Below are 22665 nucleotides of genomic sequence, written 5' to 3'. Positions count from 1 at the left end.
CAAATGAGCGTAAAAAAAGAAAGAGTAGATGTACTATTAGTAGAGCGAGGACTTATAGAAACGCGTGAGAAAGCAAAGCGCGCCATTATGGCCGGACTCGTATATGCAAATGAGATGAGACTTGATAAGCCAGGAGAGAAAATCTCGCAAGACACTGAGATTACGGTGAAGGGACAAGTTATGCCGTATGTAAGTCGTGGTGGTTATAAACTTGAAAAGGCATTAGAGACATTTCATCTTGATTTACAAGATAAAGTTATGATAGATATTGGTTCATCAACTGGTGGCTTTACAGATTGCGCGCTTCAAAATGGAGCGAAATTATCTTATGCATTAGATGTAGGATACAATCAACTAGCGTGGAAATTACGTCAAGATGAGCGTGTTGTTGTAATGGAACGAACAAACTTCCGTTACGTGACACCAGCAGACTTAGAACGTGGTTTACCTCAATTTGCAAGTATTGATGTTTCATTTATATCATTAAAGCTTATACTGCCAGTTTTAAAAACAATGCTTATGCCTAACGGAGATGTAGCAGCGTTAATTAAACCGCAGTTTGAAGCTGGAAGAGAGCAAGTTGGGAAAAAAGGTATCGTTCGTGATAGAAAAGTACATGAAGCTGTTGTAGAAATGATTGTCGAGTTTGCTTTAAAAGAAGGCTATGATGTGGAAGGTTTAACATTCTCACCAATTACGGGTGGGGATGGTAATATTGAATTTTTAATTCATCTGAAATGGCATGGTGAACGTGAGAATGGCGAAAATCATTCTCCGATTTCTATAGAGCAAGTTGTTACAGAAGCGCATGACGTTCTAAAACAAAAAGGGAAAGGGGAATAACATATGTTGTTCCTCTTTTTGCTGTAATTGTATAATGATTGTAAAAACAATTGTGTACAAGAAACGAATTATAAGTTAACATAAATAAGTGAAGTATACCAATGTTTAAACTATGGTAAGAGATAGTGTGAGGTGCAAATGTATGAATAAAGGTCAGCGCCATATTAAAATCAGGGAAATTATTGCAAACAAAGAAATTGAAACACAAGATGAATTAGTTGATATTTTACGTAATGAGGGATTTAATGTAACGCAAGCAACAGTATCGCGCGATATTAAAGAACTGCACTTAGTGAAGGTGCCATTACATGATGGGCGCTATAAATATAGCTTGCCAGCAGATCAACGATTTAACCCGTTACAAAAATTAAAACGAAATCTAGTGGATTCATTTGTAAAATTAGACACGGCAGGACATATGCTTGTGCTAAAAACATTGCCTGGTAACGCTCATTCACTTGGAGCACTTATTGATCATTTAGAGTGGGATGAGATCATCGGAACCATCTGTGGTGATGATACTTGCTTAATTATTTGCCGTACACCTGACGATACAGGTGTTGTCTCTGATCGTTTCTTAAATATGTTGTAACAAAAAATCTTGTTTGCTTTCCATCGTAAAGTGGAAAGTGAACAAGATATTTTTATTGGTTAAAAATATGAATTTTCAATTGTAATATAATATTTTGTTTGCATAAAGTTAAAAAATAGATGGATTGACCCGTAAAACAAATGTTTGGTACAATGAAGCGGGTTAGAAGAGTATATACATACAAATATATAGCATGATTATTTGAATGAAGAACTGAGAAAATCCTTTAGTAAGGGATTATTTTATAACGAGGTGAATGGGGCATTGTTATCGGAATTATCGATTAGAAACTTTGCTATTATTGAAGCATTAAATATTTCTTTTCAAAAAGGTTTAACGGTTTTAAGCGGTGAAACAGGGGCCGGAAAATCGATTATTATTGATGCAATTAGTTTACTTGTAGGTGGCCGTGGGTCAGCAGAATTTGTTCGATATGGAACAGAAAAGGCTGAGATTGAAGGGCTATTTTATGTTGAAGATGAGAAGCATCCATGTATTGAAAAGGCAGAAGAGTTAGATATAGAAATAGAAGATGGTATGATTATTTTAAAGCGTGATATTGCTGCGAACGGGAAGAGTGTATGTCGTGTAAATGGGAAGCTTGTTACACTTAGCATATTAAAAGAAATTGGGAAAACACTTGTTGATATTCATGGACAGCACGAAACGCAAGATTTAATGAATGAAGAACGACATCTGTTTATGCTTGATCACTTTGATGGGGATCGAATCGTTAAACAATTAGACATATATCAAAACGTATACGCTGACTATGAAAAATTAAAAAAACAATTGAAATCGTTAAGTGAAAATGAGCAACAAATGGCACATCGCTTAGATTTAATTCAATTTCAGCACGAGGAAATTCGCAAGGCGGATTTAAAGATGGATGAAGAAAATGAATTAACTGAGGAACGATTGCAAATTTCTAATTTTGAAAAGATTTATAAAGCGTTAGGTGATGCATATCGTTCTTTAAGTGCCGACGGACAAGGATTAGATAATGTAAGAAGTGCAATGGGGCAAATGGAAAGTATTACACATTTAGATGAAGTGTATCAAGAGAATCATGATTCAATTGCAAATAGCTATTACTTATTAGAAGAGGTTGCCTATCAACTGAGGGAAAAGCTCGATATGATGGAATATGATCCAAATCGTTTAGATGAAATTGAAACACGTTTGAATGAAATTCGTATGCTAAAGAGAAAATATGGAAATAATGTAGAAGAGATTTTAGCGTATGCTGATAAAATTGAACAGGAAATTTTTACGATTGAAAATAAAGACGTTCATATTGAAACGACGAAGAAACAGTTGAAGGAATTAGAAAGTGTTATTATGAAAGAAGCAACGTTGTTAAGTAATATGCGTCATGAGCTTGCAGAACACCTTACAAATGCAATTCATCAGGAATTAAAAGAATTATATATGGAAAAAACGAAATTTGAAGTGAGAATTATGAAGAGAGAAGGAAATGCAGAAGAGCCCCTTGTGGAAGGTGCGCCGGTAAGACTTACGGCGGATGGTTACGATCATGTGGAATTTTATATTTCAACGAACCCAGGAGAGCCGCTAAAACCACTTTCAAAGGTTGCTTCTGGCGGAGAGTTATCTCGTATCATTTTAGCTTTAAAAAGCATTTTTTCTAAGCATCAAGGGGTTGCATCTGTTATTTTTGATGAAGTGGATACGGGTGTAAGTGGCCGGGTCGCACAGGCTATTGCGGAAAAAATTTATCGAGTATCAGTAAACTCGCAAGTACTTTGTATTACGCACTTACCTCAAGTAGCTTCAATGGCGGATTCACATTTATTTATTCGAAAACAAGTAGCGAATGATCGGACAATTACATCAGTTACTGTTTTAACTATGGAGGATAAAGTAACAGAAATAGCTCGAATGATTTCTGGTGTGGAAATCACAGATTTAACGACAGAGCATGCGAAAGAATTACTTACGCAAGCGCATCATTTTAAACAGACAGCAGAGGCTATCCAGTAATGGATAGCTTTTTTTCTCAAATGACGATTTCTTAATTCTTCCGGTTATAAATAAAGCACTGCAAGGAGAGATTAAAAAGTGAAGCCAAGAGGCTGAATGTGGGGTAGGAGCGAGGAGAGTGAACAAGTTGAAATTAGAAAAATTTCGAAAAATAATAGGTCTTTGTCTCCTTGTTTCTTTAGTTTTTATTGGATGTTTTAAACCGCTTCGAACGTTTATTTCATCACCGAAACAACTTGTTGTTTTTGAAGGGCAACAATCAGAAATATCATCATTACCAGTTTTCAAAGCTTCATCCACAAATCGTCATGTATTTACAGTGAGTTCGAATGAACAAAAACAAGGACTTATGGTAAATTCTCATCAAAATGGTGAAGCTGATATGGTATTTCAGCTTGCTGGTTTTCCAGTGAAAAAAGTAAATGTGAAAGTGTTAAAAAATTTTAAAGTGATTCCAGGTGGACAATCAATTGGTGTGAAATTAAATACAAAAGGTGTACTTGTTGTAGGCCATCATTTAATTCAAACTGAAAAAGGTAAAATATCTCCTGGTGAAACAGCAGGTGTACAAATTGGAGATATGATTACTGAAATTAATGGTAAAACAATTGAAAGAATGAGTGATGTAGCACCGTTTATTCATAATAGTGGAGAAACAGGTGAACCGCTTAATCTTGTATTGTTAAGAGATGGAAAATATATTCGTACGAAGCTAACTCCACAAAAAGACAACGGTGAATCGTCTTATCGAATTGGCTTGTATATCCGTGATTCGGCAGCTGGAATTGGAACGATGACATTTGTTCATCCAGATTCTATGAAATATGGGGCACTTGGTCATGTTATTTCTGATAATGATACGAAAAAGCCGATTCAAGTCGAAGATGGACAAATTATGCGCTCGACAGTTACATCAATTGAAAGAGGTAGTCATGGGAATCCAGGGGAGAAATTAGCAAGATTCTCACCAGACCGTGAAGTGATTGGCAATATTACAATTAATAGTCCATATGGTATTTTTGGAAAATTAAATACGAATATGAAAAACGGTATAATGGATAAAGCAATGCCTATCGCATTATCTCATCAAGTAAAAGAAGGACCGGCAAAAATATTAACAGTTATTGATCAAGATAAAGTAGAAGCGTTTGATATTGAAGTTGTTAGTACAGTGCAGCAAAAATTCCCAGCCACAAAGGGTATGGTAATAAAAGTAACAGATAAACGTCTATTAGCGAAAACGGGCGGTATCGTACAAGGAATGAGCGGAAGTCCAATTGTACAAAATGGAAAAGTAATTGGTGCTGTTACACATGTATTTGTAAATGATCCAACATCAGGATATGGTGTTCATATTGAATGGATGTTACATCAAGCTGGAATTAATATTTATGATCAAGAGAAAAAAGCGAGCTAATATATATTATTAGCTCGCTTTTTCTGTTGAAAAATTCGTTGAAATTTTGTAAAAGCTCCGCAAGAGGTGTTTTTTGTTGTAAAATAAAAGGAAAGGGTTGAACGTTTCGTTGTATTTCTATGATGGAATGTGTTGCGAAAGGGAATAAATGAACGATAAACATATTTTTTTGTGATTTTATCGGAAAGTAAGAAACTTTAAAAGGGAATTTTCACACAATTGTCGAACAATTCATGTAGCCTAGAAGGATACACATGTCGGAGAATCGATTCGGTAAGGGAGGAAAAGCTGTGGAGAAAATTAAAGTATGTCTTGTGGATGATAATAAAGAACTAGTATCAATGTTAGAGAGCTATGTAGCCGCTCAAGATGATATGGAAGTAATCGGTACTGCTTATAATGGTCAAGAGTGTTTAAACTTATTAACAGATAAGCAACCTGATGTACTCGTTTTAGACATTATTATGCCACACTTAGATGGTTTAGCTGTATTGGAGAAAATGCGACATATTGAAAGGTTAAAACAGCCTAGCGTAATTATGTTGACAGCATTTGGCCAAGAAGATGTGACGAAAAAAGCAGTTGACTTAGGTGCCTCATATTTCATATTAAAACCATTTGATATGGAGAATTTAACGAGTCATATTCGTCAAGTGAGTGGTAAAGCAAACACTATGATTAAGCGTCCACTACCATCATTCCGATCAGCCACAACAGTAGATGGAAAACCGAAAAACTTAGATGCGAGTATTACGAGTATCATTCATGAAATTGGTGTACCCGCTCATATTAAAGGATATATGTATTTACGAGAAGCAATCTCCATGGTATACAATGATATCGAATTATTAGGATCGATTACGAAAGTATTGTATCCAGATATCGCAAAGAAATATAATACAACAGCAAGCCGTGTGGAGCGCGCAATTCGTCACGCAATTGAAGTAGCTTGGAGCCGTGGGAATATTGATTCTATTTCGTCCTTATTCGGTTATACAGTATCCATGTCAAAAGCAAAACCTACGAATTCTGAGTTTATCGCAATGGTTGCGGATAAGCTGAGACTTGAACATAAAGCTAGTTGAGAGTAAAAGTAGTAAGGGATTTAAGCTTTAGTAAAGCTTAATAATTCTTGAAATTGATACTCGATATCAAATTTAAAACCAATGAACTTTTTATTTAAAGACCAATGAATGTTATAATTCGTTGGTCTTTTTATTTTGTTGAGAAAAAGAGATTATTTGATAGTATGGAAAATAAAACCTATTTTTAGTAATATTACATGTAAGTGAGTTTTTTATAAGGCAATAAAATAGATATAGATAGGGAGAAGGGGAATGGAAAATAAAATTTCAACTTGGCTAGGAATAGTAGCAGCTATGGGAGTTCTTGCTATTGCAGTTACATTTGGAATGTTAGAACTTGCAGATAATCCCGTAGATAAAGAAGTGAGTGCTCAAATAGATAAAAAAGAAGACCAAACAATAGTAGGTAGAGAGGTAGATGGGGTCTTTGTTGATGTGTATGTTACTGAAAATTCTACTGAAAGCGAAGTCATTACAGCGATGCATCGCATGACTCATCAAAAAGTGGTGGCAGAACGAAAATCGGGCTCTATCCCAATGATTCAAAGTAATACTAAAAAATTAAAAGAAATTATAAATAAGAGTAGCTTTGCGAAGAAAAATGAACTTTTAGCAATTGCTGATAGATGGGCGAAAAAAGATTTTAGTAAAATTGTAGAAGATCACAATTATTTCTCAGATGCTCAAGAAGATAGCGTTTGTAAAGCAACTAGAGCAATGGATGCGTTAGAAGAGCAACATTATATTTTAACTACATTCGGGGAGGAAAAAGCGAAAGAACTATACGAATCAGGGGATGCTCCGCACGTTCAATAAAAACAATATAAAGGGCTTCTAGTTTTTTTATGATCGTGTTTTTAGGACGCAATGGGGACTTATAAATAAATGGTCTGCTTTCTTTATGACGTGTAACAAAAAAGAAAAGATGTGATTCATTATTAAATGATGAAGGAACGGCTAAATCACATCGTAGTACATCTGTTAAAGGATTTTAGTAGGAAAGGCATCCGTGATATAATAGAAAATAATAAAAAGTCCTGCAAAACAGGACTGTATTATTCTTCGTCTTTATTTTGTTTTTCTAATTCAACTAGTTTTTGAATTAAAATGTGCTGCGGCATATGCATGAGTTGTTCAAGTGGAACACCTAGTGCTTTTGATAAGCGGACTGCAGTATCTGGAGAGATTTGTAATGGTCTCATAGAAGTACCTCCTTTTTCGTATAGTATAGCATAAGATTGGGGGAGTGAGGATGACTCTTATATTTGCACATCGTGGTGCGGCTGGAACGTACCCAGAAAATACAATGATTTCATTTGAAGCAGCTGAGTCTTTTAGAGCGGATGGAATTGAACTTGATGTTCAATTAACGAAAGATGGAAAAGTTGTCGTCATTCACGATGAAACGGTGGACCGGACAACAAATGGAAAAGGTGCGGTTCGGAATTATGTATATGAGGACTTATGCAAGTTAGATGCAAGTTATAAATTTGGTGATAAAGTAGGTTTTTGTAAAATACCACTTTTAGAAGAGGTATTAGAATGGCTTGAACAAACGAGTTTGCTACTTAATATTGAACTTAAAAATAATAAAATTCCATACAGAGGTTTAGAGGAAGAAGTTATAACGCTTGTACGGAAATTTAGTCTAGAGGATCGTGTTATATTTTCTTCGTTTAATCACTACAGTATGAAACGGTGCCATATGATGGCTCCTGATATTCAAACAGCAATTTTATATCGCGAAGGTTTGCATAGTCCGTGGGCATACGCGAAAAAAATGGGGGCTACAGCAGTACATCCGAATTATCGTTATCTTCAAGATGCTATTGCCGAACTAACGATGGAAAGTGGTGTAGAAGTTCGCCCTTATACAATTAATGAAGAAACGCTTATGCGTAAATATTTTGATATGAATATATCGGCGATTATTACTGATTACCCTGAAACGGCAAGAACGTTATTGCCAATAAAAAAATGAGACCGCGTGTAACGGTCTCATTTTTTTATTTATAAATAGTGGGGTATTCCTATCTTCTAAAGCGAGCTTGTACTTTATTTCGTTTGCGATCTCGGTGCAAGACGAAGCCACCAAAGATATAAAACCCGAGCGCGAAGCAGAGAGCGCCGATTAAAAATTGTAACCACAGTATAGAAATTGGTGGAAATAGAATCCCGAATACAGTATCTCTCATTAACTTTATACCAAACACAGCTAATGAAATAGGGATGAGTGCTAATAGTAGAGCAACGTAACGCTGCATGCATAACGCTCCTTTTCAGATTATTTCGTATATTTTAATGATGTTATACGGAAAGGGGGTTTGTCAAGAGGGTGCTGAACGAGTAAGATAAGGGTGTGAAAAAATTTGCAGAGTTACTTCGAGAGGAAGTGTAATATATGAAACAAAAAGTATTAATTGTTGGTGCAGGTGAAGGCGGGAGCGCGCTGCTGAATCTGTTACAAAGTTCGAATATATTTCAAATTATAGGGATTATTGATATAAATCCGTTGGCAAAAGGACTACAAATTGCTAAGGAATACGGGATTGCAATTGGAGAAAGTGTAACTCCATTTCTTTCTATGCATATCGATGTAATATTTGATATGACAGGTGAAGATGATGTACATAAAGTTTTATTAGAAAAAAAGAAAAAAGACACTCTTCTTATACCAGGTGATATCGCAAAAATTGTTACAGGATTAGCGCATGAGAAGGAAGGGCTAATTGGGCGGTTAGAGGAACAGACGCAACAAGGAGAATTAATTTTAAATTCTACACATGACGGCATGATTGTAATTGATCGAGAGGGACAAGTTCGTCTTTTTAATAAAAGTGCAGAGCGTATTATCGGATATAAAAAAGAAGAGGCGATAGGAAAGTATATTTTAGAAGTCATTCCAACTAGTAAATTACTTCGCATTATACGTACGAAACAAATAGAAGTAAATTATGAACTGACATTAGAGAATGGAAAGAAAATTATTACAACGCGTATTCCAATATTAAAAGAAGGAGGAGAGGTACAAGGGGCATTTGCAATTTTTAAAGATATAACAGAAGTTGTAGATCTTGCGGAAGAAGTTACAGACTTAAAAGAAATTCAAACACTATTAGAGGCAATTATTAACTCATCTGAAGAAGCGATTTCGGTTGTGGATGAAAAAGGAAGAGGTTTAGTCATTAACCCAGCATATACGAAATTAACGGGTTTAACAGAAGAAGATATTATTGGGAAGCCTGCTACAACTGATATTGTAGAAGGCGAAAGTATGCATATGAAAGTACTTCGAACGCGTCGTGCGGTGCGCGGAATACATATGAAGATTGGGCAAAAAAAGCGAGATGTAATTGTAAACGTAGCACCAGTTATTGTGGATGGAATATTGAAAGGAAGCGTCGGTGTTATCCGTGACGTGTCGGAAATTCAAAAATTAACAAATGAATTGAATAGAGCAAGGCAAATTATTCGTACATTAGAAGCAAAATATTCATTTGATGATATTGTCGGAAATTCAGATGAAACAACGGCAGCTATCGAACAGGCGAAGCTAGGAGCGAATACACCAGCAACAGTACTGTTACGCGGGGAATCTGGGACTGGTAAAGAATTGTTTGCACATGCAATCCATAATGGAAGTAATCGAAAATACAATAAGTTCGTCCGTGTAAACTGTGCGGCCATTTCGGAGACGTTGTTAGAAAGTGAATTATTTGGTTATGAGGAAGGGGCGTTTTCTGGAGCGAAAAGAGGCGGGAAACGTGGGTTCTTTGAGGAAGCGAATAACGGTAGTATTTTTTTAGATGAAATAGGGGAGTTGTCTGCAAATACACAAGCGAAACTCCTTCGTGTATTGCAGGAAAAAGAAATTGTAAAAGTTGGTGGAACGAAAGCGATACCTATTAATGTTCGAGTAATTGCAGCGACACATGTGAATTTAGAAAAGGCTATTCTAGAAGGGAAGTTTAGGGAGGATTTATATTATCGATTAAATAAAATTCCAATTCAAATTCCATCTCTTCGTCAACGTAAAGGAGATATACCGACAATTGCGGACAGATTGATTCAAAAAATTAATCAAGATTACGGTCGTAATGTAGAAGGGCTCACTGATTCAGCCGTTTTATATTTACAATCATACGAATGGCCAGGAAATGTGAGGGAACTTGAAAATATTTTGGGGAGAGCTATTATCTTTATGAATTATAACGAGACCTATATTGATGTACACCATTTACCGCCATTACATAACGAAGAGCAGGTGGAGTCAAAGCAATCTCATTTATTACCTGAATTAGAAGAAAAGCCACTTGAACATTTAGTGACAGAGTTTGAAGGGAATATTATTTATGAATATTTGGAGAGATTTGATGGGAATAAAACACAAACTGCAAAAGCGTTAGGAATTTCCGTTCGAAATTTATATTACAAGCTAGAAAAGTATGACCATGCAAAAAATAGCATGCAATAAATTGCGTACTGTGCAATTTATTGCATGGTATACAAAAAGCGACAAAATAAGACAGAATCTTTCGTTATTTTCCAAAGTATTGATTTTACTGCATTTTGAATGCGTTTTCATTATTGGTAAGACCACTTTTAAAAGTTGGCACGGTATTTGCTTTATAAATAGACGAGGGACGACGGAAAGGGTTGATTACAAAATATGAAGTTAGAATACTTAATTGATCAAGCAGCAGGAAAGCCTAAAAAAACTGTGGCTGTAGCAGTAGCTGAAGATCATGAAGTAATTGAAGCTGTAGCGAAAGCAATTAAATTACAGCTAGCTCAATTTCGTCTATATGGAAATCAAGAAAAAATAATGGGGATGCTACAAGAACATGGTTTACAAACTTCAGAACATGTTGAAGTGATTGCAGCAATGTCTAGTGCTGAAGCTGCAGAACTTTCTGTTAAAGCTGTGAGAAATGGTGAAGCAGATGTGCTTATGAAGGGGAACATCCCAACAGCGAATATTTTGAAGGCTGTGTTAAACAAAGAGTGGGGCCTACGTAAAGGTAGCGTACTTTCACATGTAGCAGCATTTGAAGTTCAAAATTACGACCGTCTTATTTTCGTTACAGATGCAGCGATGAACATCGCACCTGACGTAACACAAAAAGCTGCTATTATACAAAATACTGTAGAAGTTGCCCAGGCAATAGGAATCGACTTGCCCAAAGTGGCACCAATCGCAGCAGTAGAAGTTGTGAATCCAGCGATGCAGGCGACAATTGATGCAGCGATGTTAACACAAATGAATCGCCGCGGACAAATTAAAGATTGTATCGTTGATGGACCACTTGCTTTAGATAATGCAGTATCACAAATTGCAGCAGAGCATAAAGGCATAGTAAGTGATGTAGCAGGTAAGGCAGATATTTTACTCGTCCCAACGATTGAAGCTGGAAATGTGCTATATAAATCACTCGTATACTTTGCGGATGCAAAAGTAGGAGCAATGATTGCTGGCGCAAAAGCACCGATTGTTTTAACATCTCGTGCTGATTCAGCAGAAACAAAAGTATATTCATTAGCATTGGCAGTTGCGACTGCTTCAAAATAAACCAAAAAGGGTAAAACATTAGGGGGAAACGACAATGACATTAGAAATCTTCGAATACTTAGAAAAATATGATTATGAGCAAGTAGTATTTTGTCAAGATAAAGAATCTGGTTTAAAAGCAATTATTGCAATTCATGATACAACACTTGGACCGGCTCTTGGTGGAACAAGAATGTGGACATATGATTCTGAAGAAGCGGCGATTGAAGATGCATTGCGTCTTGCAAAAGGGATGACATACAAAAACGCAGCAGCTGGTTTAAACTTAGGTGGTGCGAAAACAGTAATTATCGGTGATCCTCGTAAAGATAAGAGCGAAGCAATGTTCCGTGCACTAGGACGTTATATCCAAGGACTAAACGGACGTTACATTACAGCTGAAGATGTTGGTACAACAGTAGATGATATGGATATTATCCATGAAGAAACTGACTTTGTAACAGGTATCTCACCATCATTCGGTTCTTCTGGTAACCCATCTCCAGTAACTGCATACGGTGTTTACCGTGGTATGAAAGCAGCTGCAAAAGAAGCTTTCGGTACTGACAATTTAGAAGGAAAAGTAATTGCTGTTCAAGGCGTTGGTAACGTAGCATATCACCTATGCAAACATTTACACGCTGAAGGAGCAAAATTAATCGTTACAGATATTAATAAAGAAGCTGTACAACGTGCTGTAGAAGAATTCGGTGCATCAGCAGTTGAACCAAATGAAATTTACGGTGTTGAATGCGATATTTACGCACCATGTGCATTAGGCGCAACAGTTAATGATGAAACTATTCCACAACTTAAAGCAAAAGTAATCGCAGGTTCTGCAAATAACCAATTAAAAGAAAATCGTCACGGTGACATCATTCATGAAATGGGTATTGTATACGCACCAGATTATGTAATTAATGCAGGTGGCGTAATTAACGTAGCAGACGAATTATATGGATACAATAGAGAACGTGCACTAAAACGTGTTGAGTCTATTTATGACACAATTGCAAAAGTAATCGAAATTTCAAAACGCGATGGCATAGCAACTTATGTAGCGGCAGATCGTCTAGCTGAAGAGCGCATTGCAAGCTTGAAAAATTCTCGTAGCACTTACTTACGCAACGGTCACGATATTATTAGCCGTCGCTAATCATTCATATATAACTTTTACAAAAGGCGTGGTTACCTCTTATGAGGTTTCCACTTCCTTTTGAATTTATTAGTGGAGGTAGCAACATTGTCTGTAAATCGAATTCTTGTTATTAACCCAGGTAGTACATCCACAAAAATTGGTGTTTTTGATAATGAAAGACCCGTTTTAGAAGAAACGATTCGTCATGACGTAGAACAGATTGGGAAATACAAGCGAATTATCGACCAATATGAGTTTCGAAAAGAAACGATTTTAGAAGTTCTACATTCTCATGGTATTAACATTTCAAAATTAAACGCTGTTTGTGGACGTGGTGGATTACTTCGTCCAATCGAAGGCGGTACGTATACAGTAAACGATGCGATGTTAGAAGATTTAAAAAATGGGTTTAGCGGTCATCACGCTTCAAACCTTGGAGGCATTTTAGCATATGAAATTGCTTCTGGATTAAACATTCCTGCATTTATTGTGGATCCTGTCGTTGTAGATGAGATGGAGCCAGTTGCTCGTATAAGTGGTATTGCTGGTATGGAACGTAAAAGTATCTTCCATGCATTAAATCAAAAAGCAGTTGCTCGTAAAGTAGCCGAACAGTTAAACCACAAATATGAGGATTTAAATTTATTAGTTACACATATGGGCGGTGGTATTACAGTTGGTGCTCATAAAAAAGGAAGAGTAATCGATGTGAATAACGGTTTAAACGGAGAAGGACCATTTAGTCCAGAGCGTGCTGGTACAGTACCAGTAGGGCAACTAGTAGAAATGTGTTTCTCTGGTGAGTATTACCGAGATGAAATGATTAAAAAGCTTGTCGGACAAGGTGGACTTGTAAGTTTAATCGGTACAAATGATGCGATTAAAGTAGAGAAAATGGTTGAAAAAGGTGATCCTGAAGCAACTCTTATTTATAAAGCAATGGCATATCAAGTTGCAAAAGAGATTGGCGGAGCTAGCGCTGTACTTCACGGGAAAATCGATGCAATCGTATTAACTGGTGGACTGGCATACAGTAAAATTCTTGTCGATGAAATAAAAGAGCGAGTGGACTGGATTGCAGATGTTATCGTACATCCAGGCGAAGATGAGTTAGAAGCGTTAGCAGAAGGAGCACTTCGTGTATTACGTGAAGAAGAAGCTCCAAAAGAATATGTTGTACGTGAAAAAGAAACGGTAGCTAGGGGTTGAGATAATGGCAAAAGAATATGATTTAGTCATCGTTGGCGGCGGTACTGGTGGATATGTTGCTGCAATTCGTGCATCACAACTAGGGTTAAAAACTGCACTAGTCGAAAAAGAAAATCTTGGTGGTACTTGTTTACACAAAGGATGTATCCCTAGTAAAGCTCTTTTACGTAGTGCGGAAGTATATGCAACTGCTAAAAAAAGCGAAGAGTTCGGAGTTATTGCAAGCAATGTAGAACTAAACTTTGCGAAAGTACAAGAGCGTAAAGAGAAGATTGTAACGCAGCTTCATAAAGGCGTTCAACACTTAATGAAACAAGGTAAAATTGATGTGTTTGAAGGTATTGGCCGTATTCTTGGCCCATCTATTTTCTCTCCGATGCCAGGGACAATTTCAGTTGAACTTGCAAGTGGAGAAGAGAATGAAATGTTAATTCCAAAAAATGTACTTATTGCAACAGGTTCTCGTCCAAATTCATTACCAGGTTTAGAATTAGACGGAGAGTACGTAATGTCTTCAGATCATGCCCTAAAAATGGAAACGCTTCCTAGTTCGATTATTATCGTTGGTGGCGGTGTAATCGGTATTGAGTGGGCATCTATGCTTGCTGACTTCGGTGTAGAAGTTACAGTATTAGAGTATGCAAAAACAATATTACCACTAGAAGATCAAGACGTTTCAAAAGAAATGCAACGTCTATTCAAGAAAAAAGGTATTAAAGTGGTAACTGGTGCAAAAGTATTACCAGAAACATTGGTAAAAGATAATGGAGTAACAATCCAAGCTGAACACAACGGTGAAAATAAAGAATTTAAAGCAGAAAAAATGCTTGTATCTGTAGGAAGACAAGCGAATACGCAAAATATTGGCTTAGAGAACACAGATATTGTTGTGGAAAAAGGATACATTCAAACAAATGAGTTTTATCAAACGAAAGAATCGCATATTTACGCAATTGGAGATGTAATCGGTGGCCTGCAACTTGCTCACGTTGCTTCTCATGAAGGAATTGCTGCAGTAGAACATATTGCAGGGAAAGAAGTTACACCAATTGATTACTCTATGGTATCAAAATGCGTATATAGCAGTCCAGAAGTTGCTTCTGTCGGTTTAACAGAACAAGAAGCGAAAGAAAAAGGCTATAAGTTAAAAGTAGGTAAGTTCTCATTCCGCGCAATCGGAAAAGCACTTGTATACGGAGAATCAGATGGTTTCGTAAAACTTGTAGTTGATGAAGAGACAAATGACATTCTTGGTGTTCATATGATTGGACCACATGTAACAGATATGATTTCTGAAGCGGGTCTTGCAAGAGTACTTGATGCAACACCTTGGGAAGTAGCACATACAATTCATCCGCATCCATCATTATCTGAGGCGATTGGTGAAGCAGCACTTGCTGTAGATGGAAGAGCGTTACACGCATAAAAATGTGGATTTAGGAGGTTATGAAAAATGGCAGAAGTAAAAGAAAAGCGCCATGAAGAGCTTGGCTTAAGTGATGAGCAAGTATTAGAAATGTTCCGTACGATGTTACTTGCACGTAAAATTGACGAACGTATGTGGTTATTAAACCGCGCTGGTAAAATTCCATTCGTAATTTCTTGTCAAGGACAAGAGGCTGCACAAGTTGGAGCGGCGTTCGCTCTTGATAGAGAGAAAGATTATGCATTACCATACTACCGTGATATGGGTGTTGTACTAGCATTTGGTATGACAGCTAAAGAGCTTATGTTGTCTGCTTTTGCGAAAGCTGGAGATCCAAACTCTGGTGGTCGTCAAATGCCTGGTCACTTCGGTCAAAAGAAAAATCGTATTGTTACAGGTTCATCTCCAGTAACAACACAAGTACCACATGCAGTTGGTATTGCACTAGCTGGAAAAATGGAGAAGAAAGATTTAGTAACGTTCGTTACATTTGGAGAAGGCTCTTCAAACCAAGGTGACTTCCATGAAGGGGCAAACTTTGCTGGTGTACACAAACTACCTGTTATTTTTATGTGTGAAAATAACAAATATGCAATCTCTATTCCAGTTGAAAAACAATTAGCATGTAAAAACGTATCAGATCGTGCGATTGGTTACGGTATGCCTGGATATACAATAGACGGAAACGATCCACTTGCAGTATATAAAGCTGTAAAAGAAGCAGCAGATCGCGGTCGTCGTGGTGAAGGACCAACTTTAATTGAAACAGTATCATATCGTTTAACAGCACATTCTAGTGACGATGATGATCGTGTTTATCGTGATAAAGAAGAAGTAGAAGAAGCAAAGAAAAAAGATTCAATTATAACATTCGCAGCTTATTTAAAAGAAGCTGGTGTGTTAACTGAGGAATCCGAAAAACAAATGTTAGACGAAATTATGCATATCGTAAATGAAGCAACAGAATATGCAGAAAATGCTCCGTATGCAGCACCTGAAGATGCATTGAAGCACGTATACGCAGAATAGGGGGGAACGTTTCATGGCTGTAATGTCTTATATTGATGCTATTACATTAGCAATGCGCGAAGAAATGGAACGCGATGAGAAAGTATTCGTTTTAGGAGAAGATGTTGGTAAAAAAGGTGGCGTGTTTAAAGCGACACACGGTTTGTATGATCAATTTGGTGAAGATCGTGCGCTTGATGCACCGCTTGCAGAATCTGCAATTGCTGGGGTAGCAATTGGTGCAGCAATGTATGGTATGCGTCCAATCGCTGAAATGCAGTTTGCTGATTTCATCATGCCAGCAGTAAACCAAATTGTTTCTGAGGCGGCAAAAATTCGTTATCGTTCTAATAATGATTGGACTTGTCCAGTTACAATCCGTGCACCATTTGGCGGGGGGGTTCACGGTGCATTGTATCATTCACAATCTGTAGAAGCGATGTTTGCAAACCAACCAGGTTTAAAAATCGTTATCCCTTCTACACCATATGATGCAAAAGGCTTATTAAAAGCAGCCATTCGTGATGAAGATCCAGTATTATTCTTCGAACATAAACGTGCATATCGTTTAATTAAAGGTGAAGTACCAGAGGATGACTACGTATTACCAATCGGAAAAGCAGATGTAAAACGTGAAGGTGATGATATTACAGTTATCACGTACGGATTATGTGTTCATTTTGCTCTTCAAGCGGCTGAAAAGTTAGCACAAGATGGCATCTCTGCACACATTCTTGATTTACGTACTGTATATCCATTAGATAAAGAAGCAATCATTGAAGCAGCTTCTAAAACAGGTAAAGTTCTTCTTGTAACAGAAGACAATAAAGAAGGAAGCATTATGAGTGAAGTGGCAGCAATTATCGCTGAAAACTGTCTATTTGATTTAGATGCGCCAATCGCACGTCTTGCAGGTCCAGACGTTCCAGCAATGCCATATGCACCAACAATGGAAAAATTCTTTATGGTAAATCCAGATAAAGTTGAAAAAGCAATGCGTGAACTTGCGGAATTTTAATCGGGGGGACTATACATGGCTGTAGAAAATATTACAATGCCTCAGCTCGGGGAGAGCGTTACAGAGGGCACAATTAGTAAATGGCTCGTTAATGTTGGCGATCACGTAAATAAGTATGATCCGCTTGCAGAAGTAATGACTGATAAAGTAAATGCTGAAGTACCATCTTCTTTCACGGGTGTTGTGAAAGAGTTAATCGCTGGTGAAGGTGATACGTTAGCTGTAGGTGAAGTAGTTTGTGTTATTCAAGTAGAAGGCGCAGATGAAGTAGCAGCAACAGCTGTTGAGGAAAAAACTAAAGAAGAATCAAAGGCAGAAGTAGCTACGTCTGAAAAAGCACCGAAAGTAAAACAACCAACTGATGGAAAACCACGTTTTTCACCAGCTGTGTTAAAGCTTGCGGGTGAGCATAACGTTGATTTAGATCTAGTAGAAGGTACGGGAGCAAACGGCCGTATCACTCGTAAAGATATTTTAAAGCTAGTGGAATCTGGAAATATCCCACAAGCAGGTGCGGCGAAGAAAGAGGAAGCTGTAGCGGCAGTAGTAGAAGCTCGCCCAGAAGCACCAAAAGCAGCACCAGTAGCGCAAAAAGTAGAAGCTGCGAAACCAGTTTCTGTACCTACAATGCCTGGAGATATCGAAATTCCAGTAACAGGTGTGCGTAAAGCAATCGCAGCAAACATGTTACGTAGTAAACACGAAGCACCACATGCTTGGATGATGATTGAAGTAGATGTGACAAACCTTGTGTCATACCGTAACTCAATTAAAGGTGACTTTAAGAAGCGTGAAGGCTTTAACTTAACGTTCTTTGCTTTCTTCGTAAAAGCAGTAGCACAAGCGTTAAAAGAGTATCCTCAAATTAATTCAATGTGGGCTGGCGATAAAATTGTTCAGAAGAAAGATATTAACCTTTCTATCGCTGTTGCAACAGAGGAAGAACTATTTGTACCAGTAATTAAGCAAGCGGACGAGAAAACAATTAAAGGTATCGCTCGTGAAATTACAGAACTTGCAGGAAAAGTACGTACGAAATCGTTAAAAGCAGACGAAATGCAAGGTGGAACATTTACAATTAATAACACAGGATCATTCGGTTCTGTTCAATCTATGGGTATTATTAATTACCCACAAGCGGCTATTTTACAAGTTGAATCAATTGTAAAACGCCCAGTAATTATGGATAACGGTATGTTCGGTGCTCGTGATATGGTTAACTTATGTTTATCACTTGATCACCGAGTACTTGATGGTTTAATTTGTGGTAAGTTCTTAGGACGTGTTAAAGAAATTTTAGAAAACATGTCAGAAAATAATACATCTGTATATTAATAAAAAGCTCGCTTATGCGAGCTTTTTATTATCTTATTTCTTCATCTACATCCTACTATATGTATAAATATCTTTCCCAGTAATCTTACAATAAACGATTATGTATTAGGAATTTACGAAAATACATTGCTGATATATGGTATATGGATATAAAATAAGAAAAGAATAATTTTTTTGGCAAATCTTACTGATGAAACTGTAGTATAATATATTGTATTGTATGAAAAAGAGAGTTATTCTATATAAGTGTTTTATAGATAATGTGTAATCAGTCGTCAAAACATGAAGAATGTTGACTCCTGGTTTTTTATTTTTGCCGTAACAATGTTTCAGGAGGATGTCATGAAAAGAAGTACCGAGTTTCTAAAAAGTTTAGATGTAAAATTAATTTTAATTTTGTGTGCACTATGTGTGACGAGTATAGCTGCTATATATAGCAGTCAGCAAACGGGACAGTATGGAGCTGCAAACTTTGCTATGAAACAAGGTGTTAACTACATAATTGGGGTTGTATTGTTACTTCTTGTTGCAAGCATCGACTTAGATCAATTGCAAAAATTATCTTGGCCGCTTTATATTGCTGGATTTGCTTCACTTATTCTTTTGAAAGTATTACCACCATCAGGTTTTACACCTGAAAAATTAGGTGCAAAAAGATGGTTTGTTTTCCCAGTATTTGGGCAAATTCAGCCGTCTGAGTTTTTCAAAATTGCATTGCTACTTGTAGTAGCGAGTATAGCAGTGAAACATAATGCACAGTATATGGCAAGGACATTCCAAACGGATTTAAAGCTAGTAGGTAAAATTATGCTAGTGTCACTTCCACCTATGGCGGTTGTATATAGTCAACCTGATACAGGTATGGTGTTCTTATATGCTGCTGCTATTGCATGTATTTTATTTATGTCAGGTATTCAAAAGAAATTGATAGCATTATGTACAGTTATTCCGTTGACCATATTATCTGCTTTAATATTTATTTTCTTTAAGTATCAAGACTTTTTCTATAATAATTTAGTTACTTTACTAAAGCCTCACCAACAGTCGCGTATTGTAGGTTGGTTAAATCCATTTGAAAATGCAGATCAAGGTTATCAAACACAGCAATCGATTTTAGCTGTAGGTAGTGGAGGAATGGAAGGTAAAGGGTTTGGGGGAGGAAGCGTCTATATTCCAGAGAAGCATACTGACTTTATTTTCGCTACAATTGCCGAAGAAGGTGGATTTATCGTAGCAGCCTTAGTTGTCTTCTTGTTCCTATTACTACTATATCGAACAATTATTATTGGTTATTCCGCTGATAATTTATTTGGTACATTATTATGCGCTGGATCAATCGGTATATTAACAGTTCAAATATTCCAAAACATCGGTATGATCGTTGGATTAATGCCTGTAAAAGGTATTGCATTACCTTTCTTATCGTATGGGGGAAGTTCCTTATTCTCAAATATGATTATGATGGGGCTCATATTATCGGTACGGAAAACGTATAAAAAATATATGTTTTCAGTTAAGTAAAAAAAGCTGGTTCGTTTTTAAACGAACCAGCTTTTTTACATATATGCTCATAAACGTTGCAAACTAAAACAGGATAGCAGTTTGAGACGGGTAAGGAGTGCAAAGTGATGCATATGCATATTTTTGAAGGAGCACGACATCTTTCTAATAGTGAATGGGTTATTCGGGCTATTATAGCATACATATTTTTAATATTAGTTGCGAAAGCGATGGGGCAAAGGTCTATCGCACAACTTCGTTTTTTAGATGTTGTATTAGTGTTATTGCTTGGTGGGAATATTTCTAACGCATTGTCTGATGAAAAAGTAGGGTTACTGGGATCGATGATTACAACGTTCATACTTGTTGTACTTCATATTATAAGCTCAGTTTTAATGCTGAAATGGGATAGATGGAGACGTTTTTTAGAGCCTGCACCTATTATTCTTATACACAATGGTTCCATTAATTTTAGCAATTTGAAAAAGGCGAGAATTACCTTGGAATATTTGTTTTCGGAACTTCGTATGCGAAATGTGAGCGATATTCAAACGATTAAATTAGCATTATGGGAAGCAAACGGTGTCGTTTCTATATTTCGGTATCCAGAATATGAAGCAGTTTCGCGGCTTGATCTTAAAGTGGCGGGAAAAAAATCTCCAGTTTCTTTTGTATTAGTAAAGGATGGGAGGATACAGAAAGATGTTCTTGCATTATTAGGAAAAACAGAAGCGTGGGCGAGAGAATTTCTAGAGGAGAGTACAGAAGTCGAATCTATTATGTTAGCTACAGTAGATGAATCACATAAAATAAATATTTTGTTAAAAAAATGAAAAATATACGCATTTTGTCGTTTCGTACATATGATACAATAGTGTGGACAACGAAAAAGGAGGCGATACGGTGGGATATGTAGAAGAATTACGAAAAATAGTTGGTCATCGCCCTTTAATTTTAGTTGGTGCTGTTGTACTCGTTATAAATGAAAATGGATATGTTTTATTGCAGCAGCGGACAGAGCCGTACGGAAAATGGGGGCTACCTGGCGGGCTAATGGAGCTTAGTGAATCACCAGAAGAAACAGCATATCGTGAAGTATATGAAGAGACAGGAATAAAAGTGAAGAACTTGCGACTAATCAATGTATTTTCTGGAGCGAACTACTTTACAAAATTAGAAAACGGTGATGAATTTCAATCTGTAACAACCGCCTATTATACGGATGAATACGAAGGGGATTTTGTTATGAATAAAGAAGAAGCAGTTCAGCTTAAATTCTTTTCAGTAACAGAACTACCTGACTATATTGTAGGATCGCATAAAAAAATGATTGCTGAATATATGAAGATTATGGAAAAGAAGATATAATAATAGTGAAAGAAATACAAAAACACAGCTCTGGTTGGTAGTCCAGACGCATGATTTCATGTCAGTAACCTTCCCCTCCGGGATGTCCCGTATTTCTAATCTTTTAAAGGAGGGGCTGTCAATGGATTTGACAGTATATCACGATGGCCAATTTTTTGTTGGAATCATTACATGTAAAGAAAAAGGGAAATTGTATGGGGCGAGATATATTTTTGGGGCGGAACCGTCAGATGAAGAAGTGCTTATGTTTGTGAATGGTTCACTTTTAGAGCATTTTCAGCACTTTGCAAAATGTGGTGTAGAAGTTAAAGAAAAACAGCGTCCTAAAAACATAAAGCGTATCATACGACAAGCAGCAAAAGAAACAACTATTAAACGTTTTACTAAGGCGCAAGAGGCGATTAGTTTATCTTATGAATTGCATAAACAAGAAAAGAAACTGCAGTCTAAAGAGAAGCGAGAAGCTGAAAAAGAAAGAAGACGTTTAATGAAAGTACAAAAAGCAAAGCAAAAACATCGTGGTCATTAAAGAAAAGGTGTTAGAGCAAGAGCTCTAACACCTTTTCTATACTTAAATACAAGTAAACTTACTTGTATTTCATAAACATTAACTGGTAAGATACAAATAGGTAGTTTTAGAGGAGGGAAAAGAGTGATTAATTTTAACTTTTTTATGAATGATGTTGTCCGCCAAGCGCGTGAAGAGATTGTCTCTGCTGGATATACAGAATTGACGACGCCGGAAGCGGTAGAAGAAGCGTTTAAAAGAAATGGAACAACACTTGTAATGGTAAACTCTGTATGTGGTTGTGCAGGTGGTATTGCTCGTCCTGCTGCTGCGCATTCCGTACATTATGATAAACGTCCTAACCACCTTGTAACGGTGTTTGCAGGTCAAGATAAAGAAGCGACAGCAAGAGCGCGTGAATATTTCGAAGGGTACCCACCTTCTTCTCCATCATTTGCTTTATTAAAAGATGGAAAAATTGTAACGATGGTAGAGCGTCATGAAATTGAAGGTCATGAACCGATGCAAGTTATTGCGAAACTACAATCATATTTCGAAGAGAATTGTGAAGAACTATAAAAAATAAGAGAAAAGGCGGCACGTCCACAATCAAGTGGATGTGCCGCCTTTTTTATTTATTATTAAAATTTCTGAGATATGCATAGT

At 36.8% G+C, this 22665-nt stretch carries 22 protein-coding genes; 20 read left to right on the top strand and 2 right to left on the bottom strand.

All coding sequences use genetic code 11. The features are described 5' to 3' along the window. Positions 1 to 3: 3 nt before the first annotated feature. The 6 genes from HFD78_RS06645 to HFD78_RS06620 all read left to right on the top strand — a co-directional run bounded on the left by HFD78_RS06645 (position 4) and on the right by HFD78_RS06620 (position 6757). Complete coding sequence (locus HFD78_RS06645) at positions 4 to 843, top strand: TlyA family RNA methyltransferase (RefSeq protein WP_000111874.1); 840 nt, start codon at positions 4 to 6, stop codon at positions 841 to 843. A gap of 142 nt (positions 844 to 985) precedes the next feature. Continuing rightward, positions 986 to 1435, top strand: a complete 450-nt coding sequence (gene argR, locus HFD78_RS06640) for an arginine repressor ArgR (RefSeq protein WP_001032580.1) — start codon at positions 986 to 988, stop codon at positions 1433 to 1435. A gap of 264 nt (positions 1436 to 1699) precedes the next feature. Continuing rightward, positions 1700 to 3439, top strand: coding sequence for a DNA repair protein RecN (gene recN / locus HFD78_RS06635; protein ID WP_000947765.1), 1740 nt, complete (start codon positions 1700 to 1702; stop codon positions 3437 to 3439). A 118-nt stretch (positions 3440 to 3557) separates the two neighbouring features. Beyond that, complete coding sequence (gene spoIVB / locus HFD78_RS06630) at positions 3558 to 4856, top strand: SpoIVB peptidase (RefSeq protein WP_087967324.1); 1299 nt, start codon at positions 3558 to 3560, stop codon at positions 4854 to 4856. 290 nt (positions 4857 to 5146) lie between these two features. After that, positions 5147 to 5941, top strand: coding sequence for a sporulation transcription factor Spo0A (gene spo0A / locus HFD78_RS06625; protein WP_021727703.1), 795 nt, complete (start codon positions 5147 to 5149; stop codon positions 5939 to 5941). Between the two features lie 252 nt (positions 5942 to 6193). Beyond that, complete coding sequence (locus tag HFD78_RS06620) at positions 6194 to 6757, top strand: PRK06770 family protein (protein ID WP_000428232.1); 564 nt, start codon at positions 6194 to 6196, stop codon at positions 6755 to 6757. Positions 6758 to 6996: 239 nt separating this feature from the next. On the opposite strand, the gene HFD78_RS06615 is transcribed toward HFD78_RS06620, so the two are convergent. Further along, a complete protein-coding gene (locus HFD78_RS06615; protein ID WP_001247671.1) occupies positions 6997 to 7143 on the bottom strand; it encodes a YycC family protein in 147 nt (48 codons plus the stop codon). A 50-nt stretch (positions 7144 to 7193) separates the two neighbouring features. Between HFD78_RS06615 and HFD78_RS06610 the strand changes: the two genes are divergently transcribed. Next, complete coding sequence (locus HFD78_RS06610) at positions 7194 to 7922, top strand: glycerophosphodiester phosphodiesterase (protein ID WP_000172580.1); 729 nt, start codon at positions 7194 to 7196, stop codon at positions 7920 to 7922. Positions 7923 to 7971: 49 nt separating this feature from the next. Here the strand turns inward: HFD78_RS06610 and HFD78_RS06605 are convergent, their stop codons facing one another. After that, the gene (locus HFD78_RS06605) at positions 7972 to 8205 is read right to left on the bottom strand and encodes a DUF2627 domain-containing protein (protein WP_001190210.1); all 234 of its coding nucleotides are present in this window, start codon (positions 8203 to 8205) and stop codon (positions 7972 to 7974) included. Between the two features lie 137 nt (positions 8206 to 8342). Between HFD78_RS06605 and HFD78_RS06600 the strand changes: the two genes are divergently transcribed. The 13 genes from HFD78_RS06600 (at position 8343) to HFD78_RS06540 (ending at position 22578) form a co-directional block, all read left to right on the top strand. Continuing rightward, a complete protein-coding gene (locus HFD78_RS06600; protein ID WP_000810974.1) occupies positions 8343 to 10415 on the top strand; it encodes a sigma-54 interaction domain-containing protein in 2073 nt (690 codons plus the stop codon). Positions 10416 to 10610: 195 nt separating this feature from the next. Then, positions 10611 to 11510 (top strand): phosphate butyryltransferase, encoded by a 900-nt coding sequence (gene yqiS, locus HFD78_RS06595; protein ID WP_000764670.1) that lies wholly within the window; start codon positions 10611 to 10613, stop codon positions 11508 to 11510. 34 nt (positions 11511 to 11544) lie between these two features. Continuing rightward, positions 11545 to 12645 carry a leucine dehydrogenase gene (locus HFD78_RS06590; protein WP_000171357.1) on the top strand — a complete coding sequence of 367 codons (1101 nt, stop codon included), beginning with the start codon at positions 11545 to 11547 and terminating at the stop codon, positions 12643 to 12645. Positions 12646 to 12732: 87 nt separating this feature from the next. After that, positions 12733 to 13836, top strand: a complete 1104-nt coding sequence (buk, locus tag HFD78_RS06585) for a butyrate kinase (RefSeq protein WP_000115780.1) — start codon at positions 12733 to 12735, stop codon at positions 13834 to 13836. 4 nt (positions 13837 to 13840) lie between these two features. Next, positions 13841 to 15262, top strand: coding sequence for a dihydrolipoyl dehydrogenase (gene lpdA / locus HFD78_RS06580; protein ID WP_001051289.1), 1422 nt, complete (start codon positions 13841 to 13843; stop codon positions 15260 to 15262). A 27-nt stretch (positions 15263 to 15289) separates the two neighbouring features. Beyond that, positions 15290 to 16291 carry a 3-methyl-2-oxobutanoate dehydrogenase subunit alpha gene (bfmBAA, locus tag HFD78_RS06575; RefSeq protein ID WP_000852551.1) on the top strand — a complete coding sequence of 334 codons (1002 nt, stop codon included), beginning with the start codon at positions 15290 to 15292 and terminating at the stop codon, positions 16289 to 16291. A 13-nt stretch (positions 16292 to 16304) separates the two neighbouring features. Then, positions 16305 to 17288, top strand: a complete 984-nt coding sequence (gene bfmBAB, locus HFD78_RS06570) for a 3-methyl-2-oxobutanoate dehydrogenase subunit beta (RefSeq protein WP_000290071.1) — start codon at positions 16305 to 16307, stop codon at positions 17286 to 17288. Positions 17289 to 17303: 15 nt separating this feature from the next. Next, positions 17304 to 18623 carry a dihydrolipoamide acetyltransferase family protein gene (locus tag HFD78_RS06565; RefSeq protein ID WP_000257681.1) on the top strand — a complete coding sequence of 440 codons (1320 nt, stop codon included), beginning with the start codon at positions 17304 to 17306 and terminating at the stop codon, positions 18621 to 18623. A 342-nt stretch (positions 18624 to 18965) separates the two neighbouring features. After that, a complete protein-coding gene (locus HFD78_RS06560) occupies positions 18966 to 20144 on the top strand; it encodes an FtsW/RodA/SpoVE family cell cycle protein (protein ID WP_000831181.1) in 1179 nt (392 codons plus the stop codon). A 107-nt stretch (positions 20145 to 20251) separates the two neighbouring features. Next, entirely contained in the window at positions 20252 to 20956 is a 705-nt protein-coding gene (locus tag HFD78_RS06555) for a DUF421 domain-containing protein (protein ID WP_000550964.1), read from the top strand. A 70-nt stretch (positions 20957 to 21026) separates the two neighbouring features. Further along, positions 21027 to 21491, top strand: coding sequence for an NUDIX hydrolase (locus HFD78_RS06550; RefSeq protein ID WP_000542555.1), 465 nt, complete (start codon positions 21027 to 21029; stop codon positions 21489 to 21491). Between the two features lie 121 nt (positions 21492 to 21612). After that, the gene (locus tag HFD78_RS06545) at positions 21613 to 22020 is read left to right on the top strand and encodes a YjdF family protein (protein WP_000366585.1); all 408 of its coding nucleotides are present in this window, start codon (positions 21613 to 21615) and stop codon (positions 22018 to 22020) included. Between the two features lie 144 nt (positions 22021 to 22164). Continuing rightward, positions 22165 to 22578, top strand: a complete 414-nt coding sequence (locus tag HFD78_RS06540; protein WP_001979317.1) for a BrxA/BrxB family bacilliredoxin — start codon at positions 22165 to 22167, stop codon at positions 22576 to 22578. The last annotated feature ends 87 nt before the right edge of the window (positions 22579 to 22665 follow it).

Origin of the sequence: Bacillus sp. EKM501B (genome assembly GCF_011800505.1) — a bacterium.
Classification (GTDB): Bacteria; Bacillota; Bacilli; order Bacillales; family Bacillaceae_G; genus Bacillus_A; species Bacillus_A cereus.
Note: the sequence above shows the minus strand (reverse complement) of the source record. Positions and strands in the feature narration are given on the sequence as shown.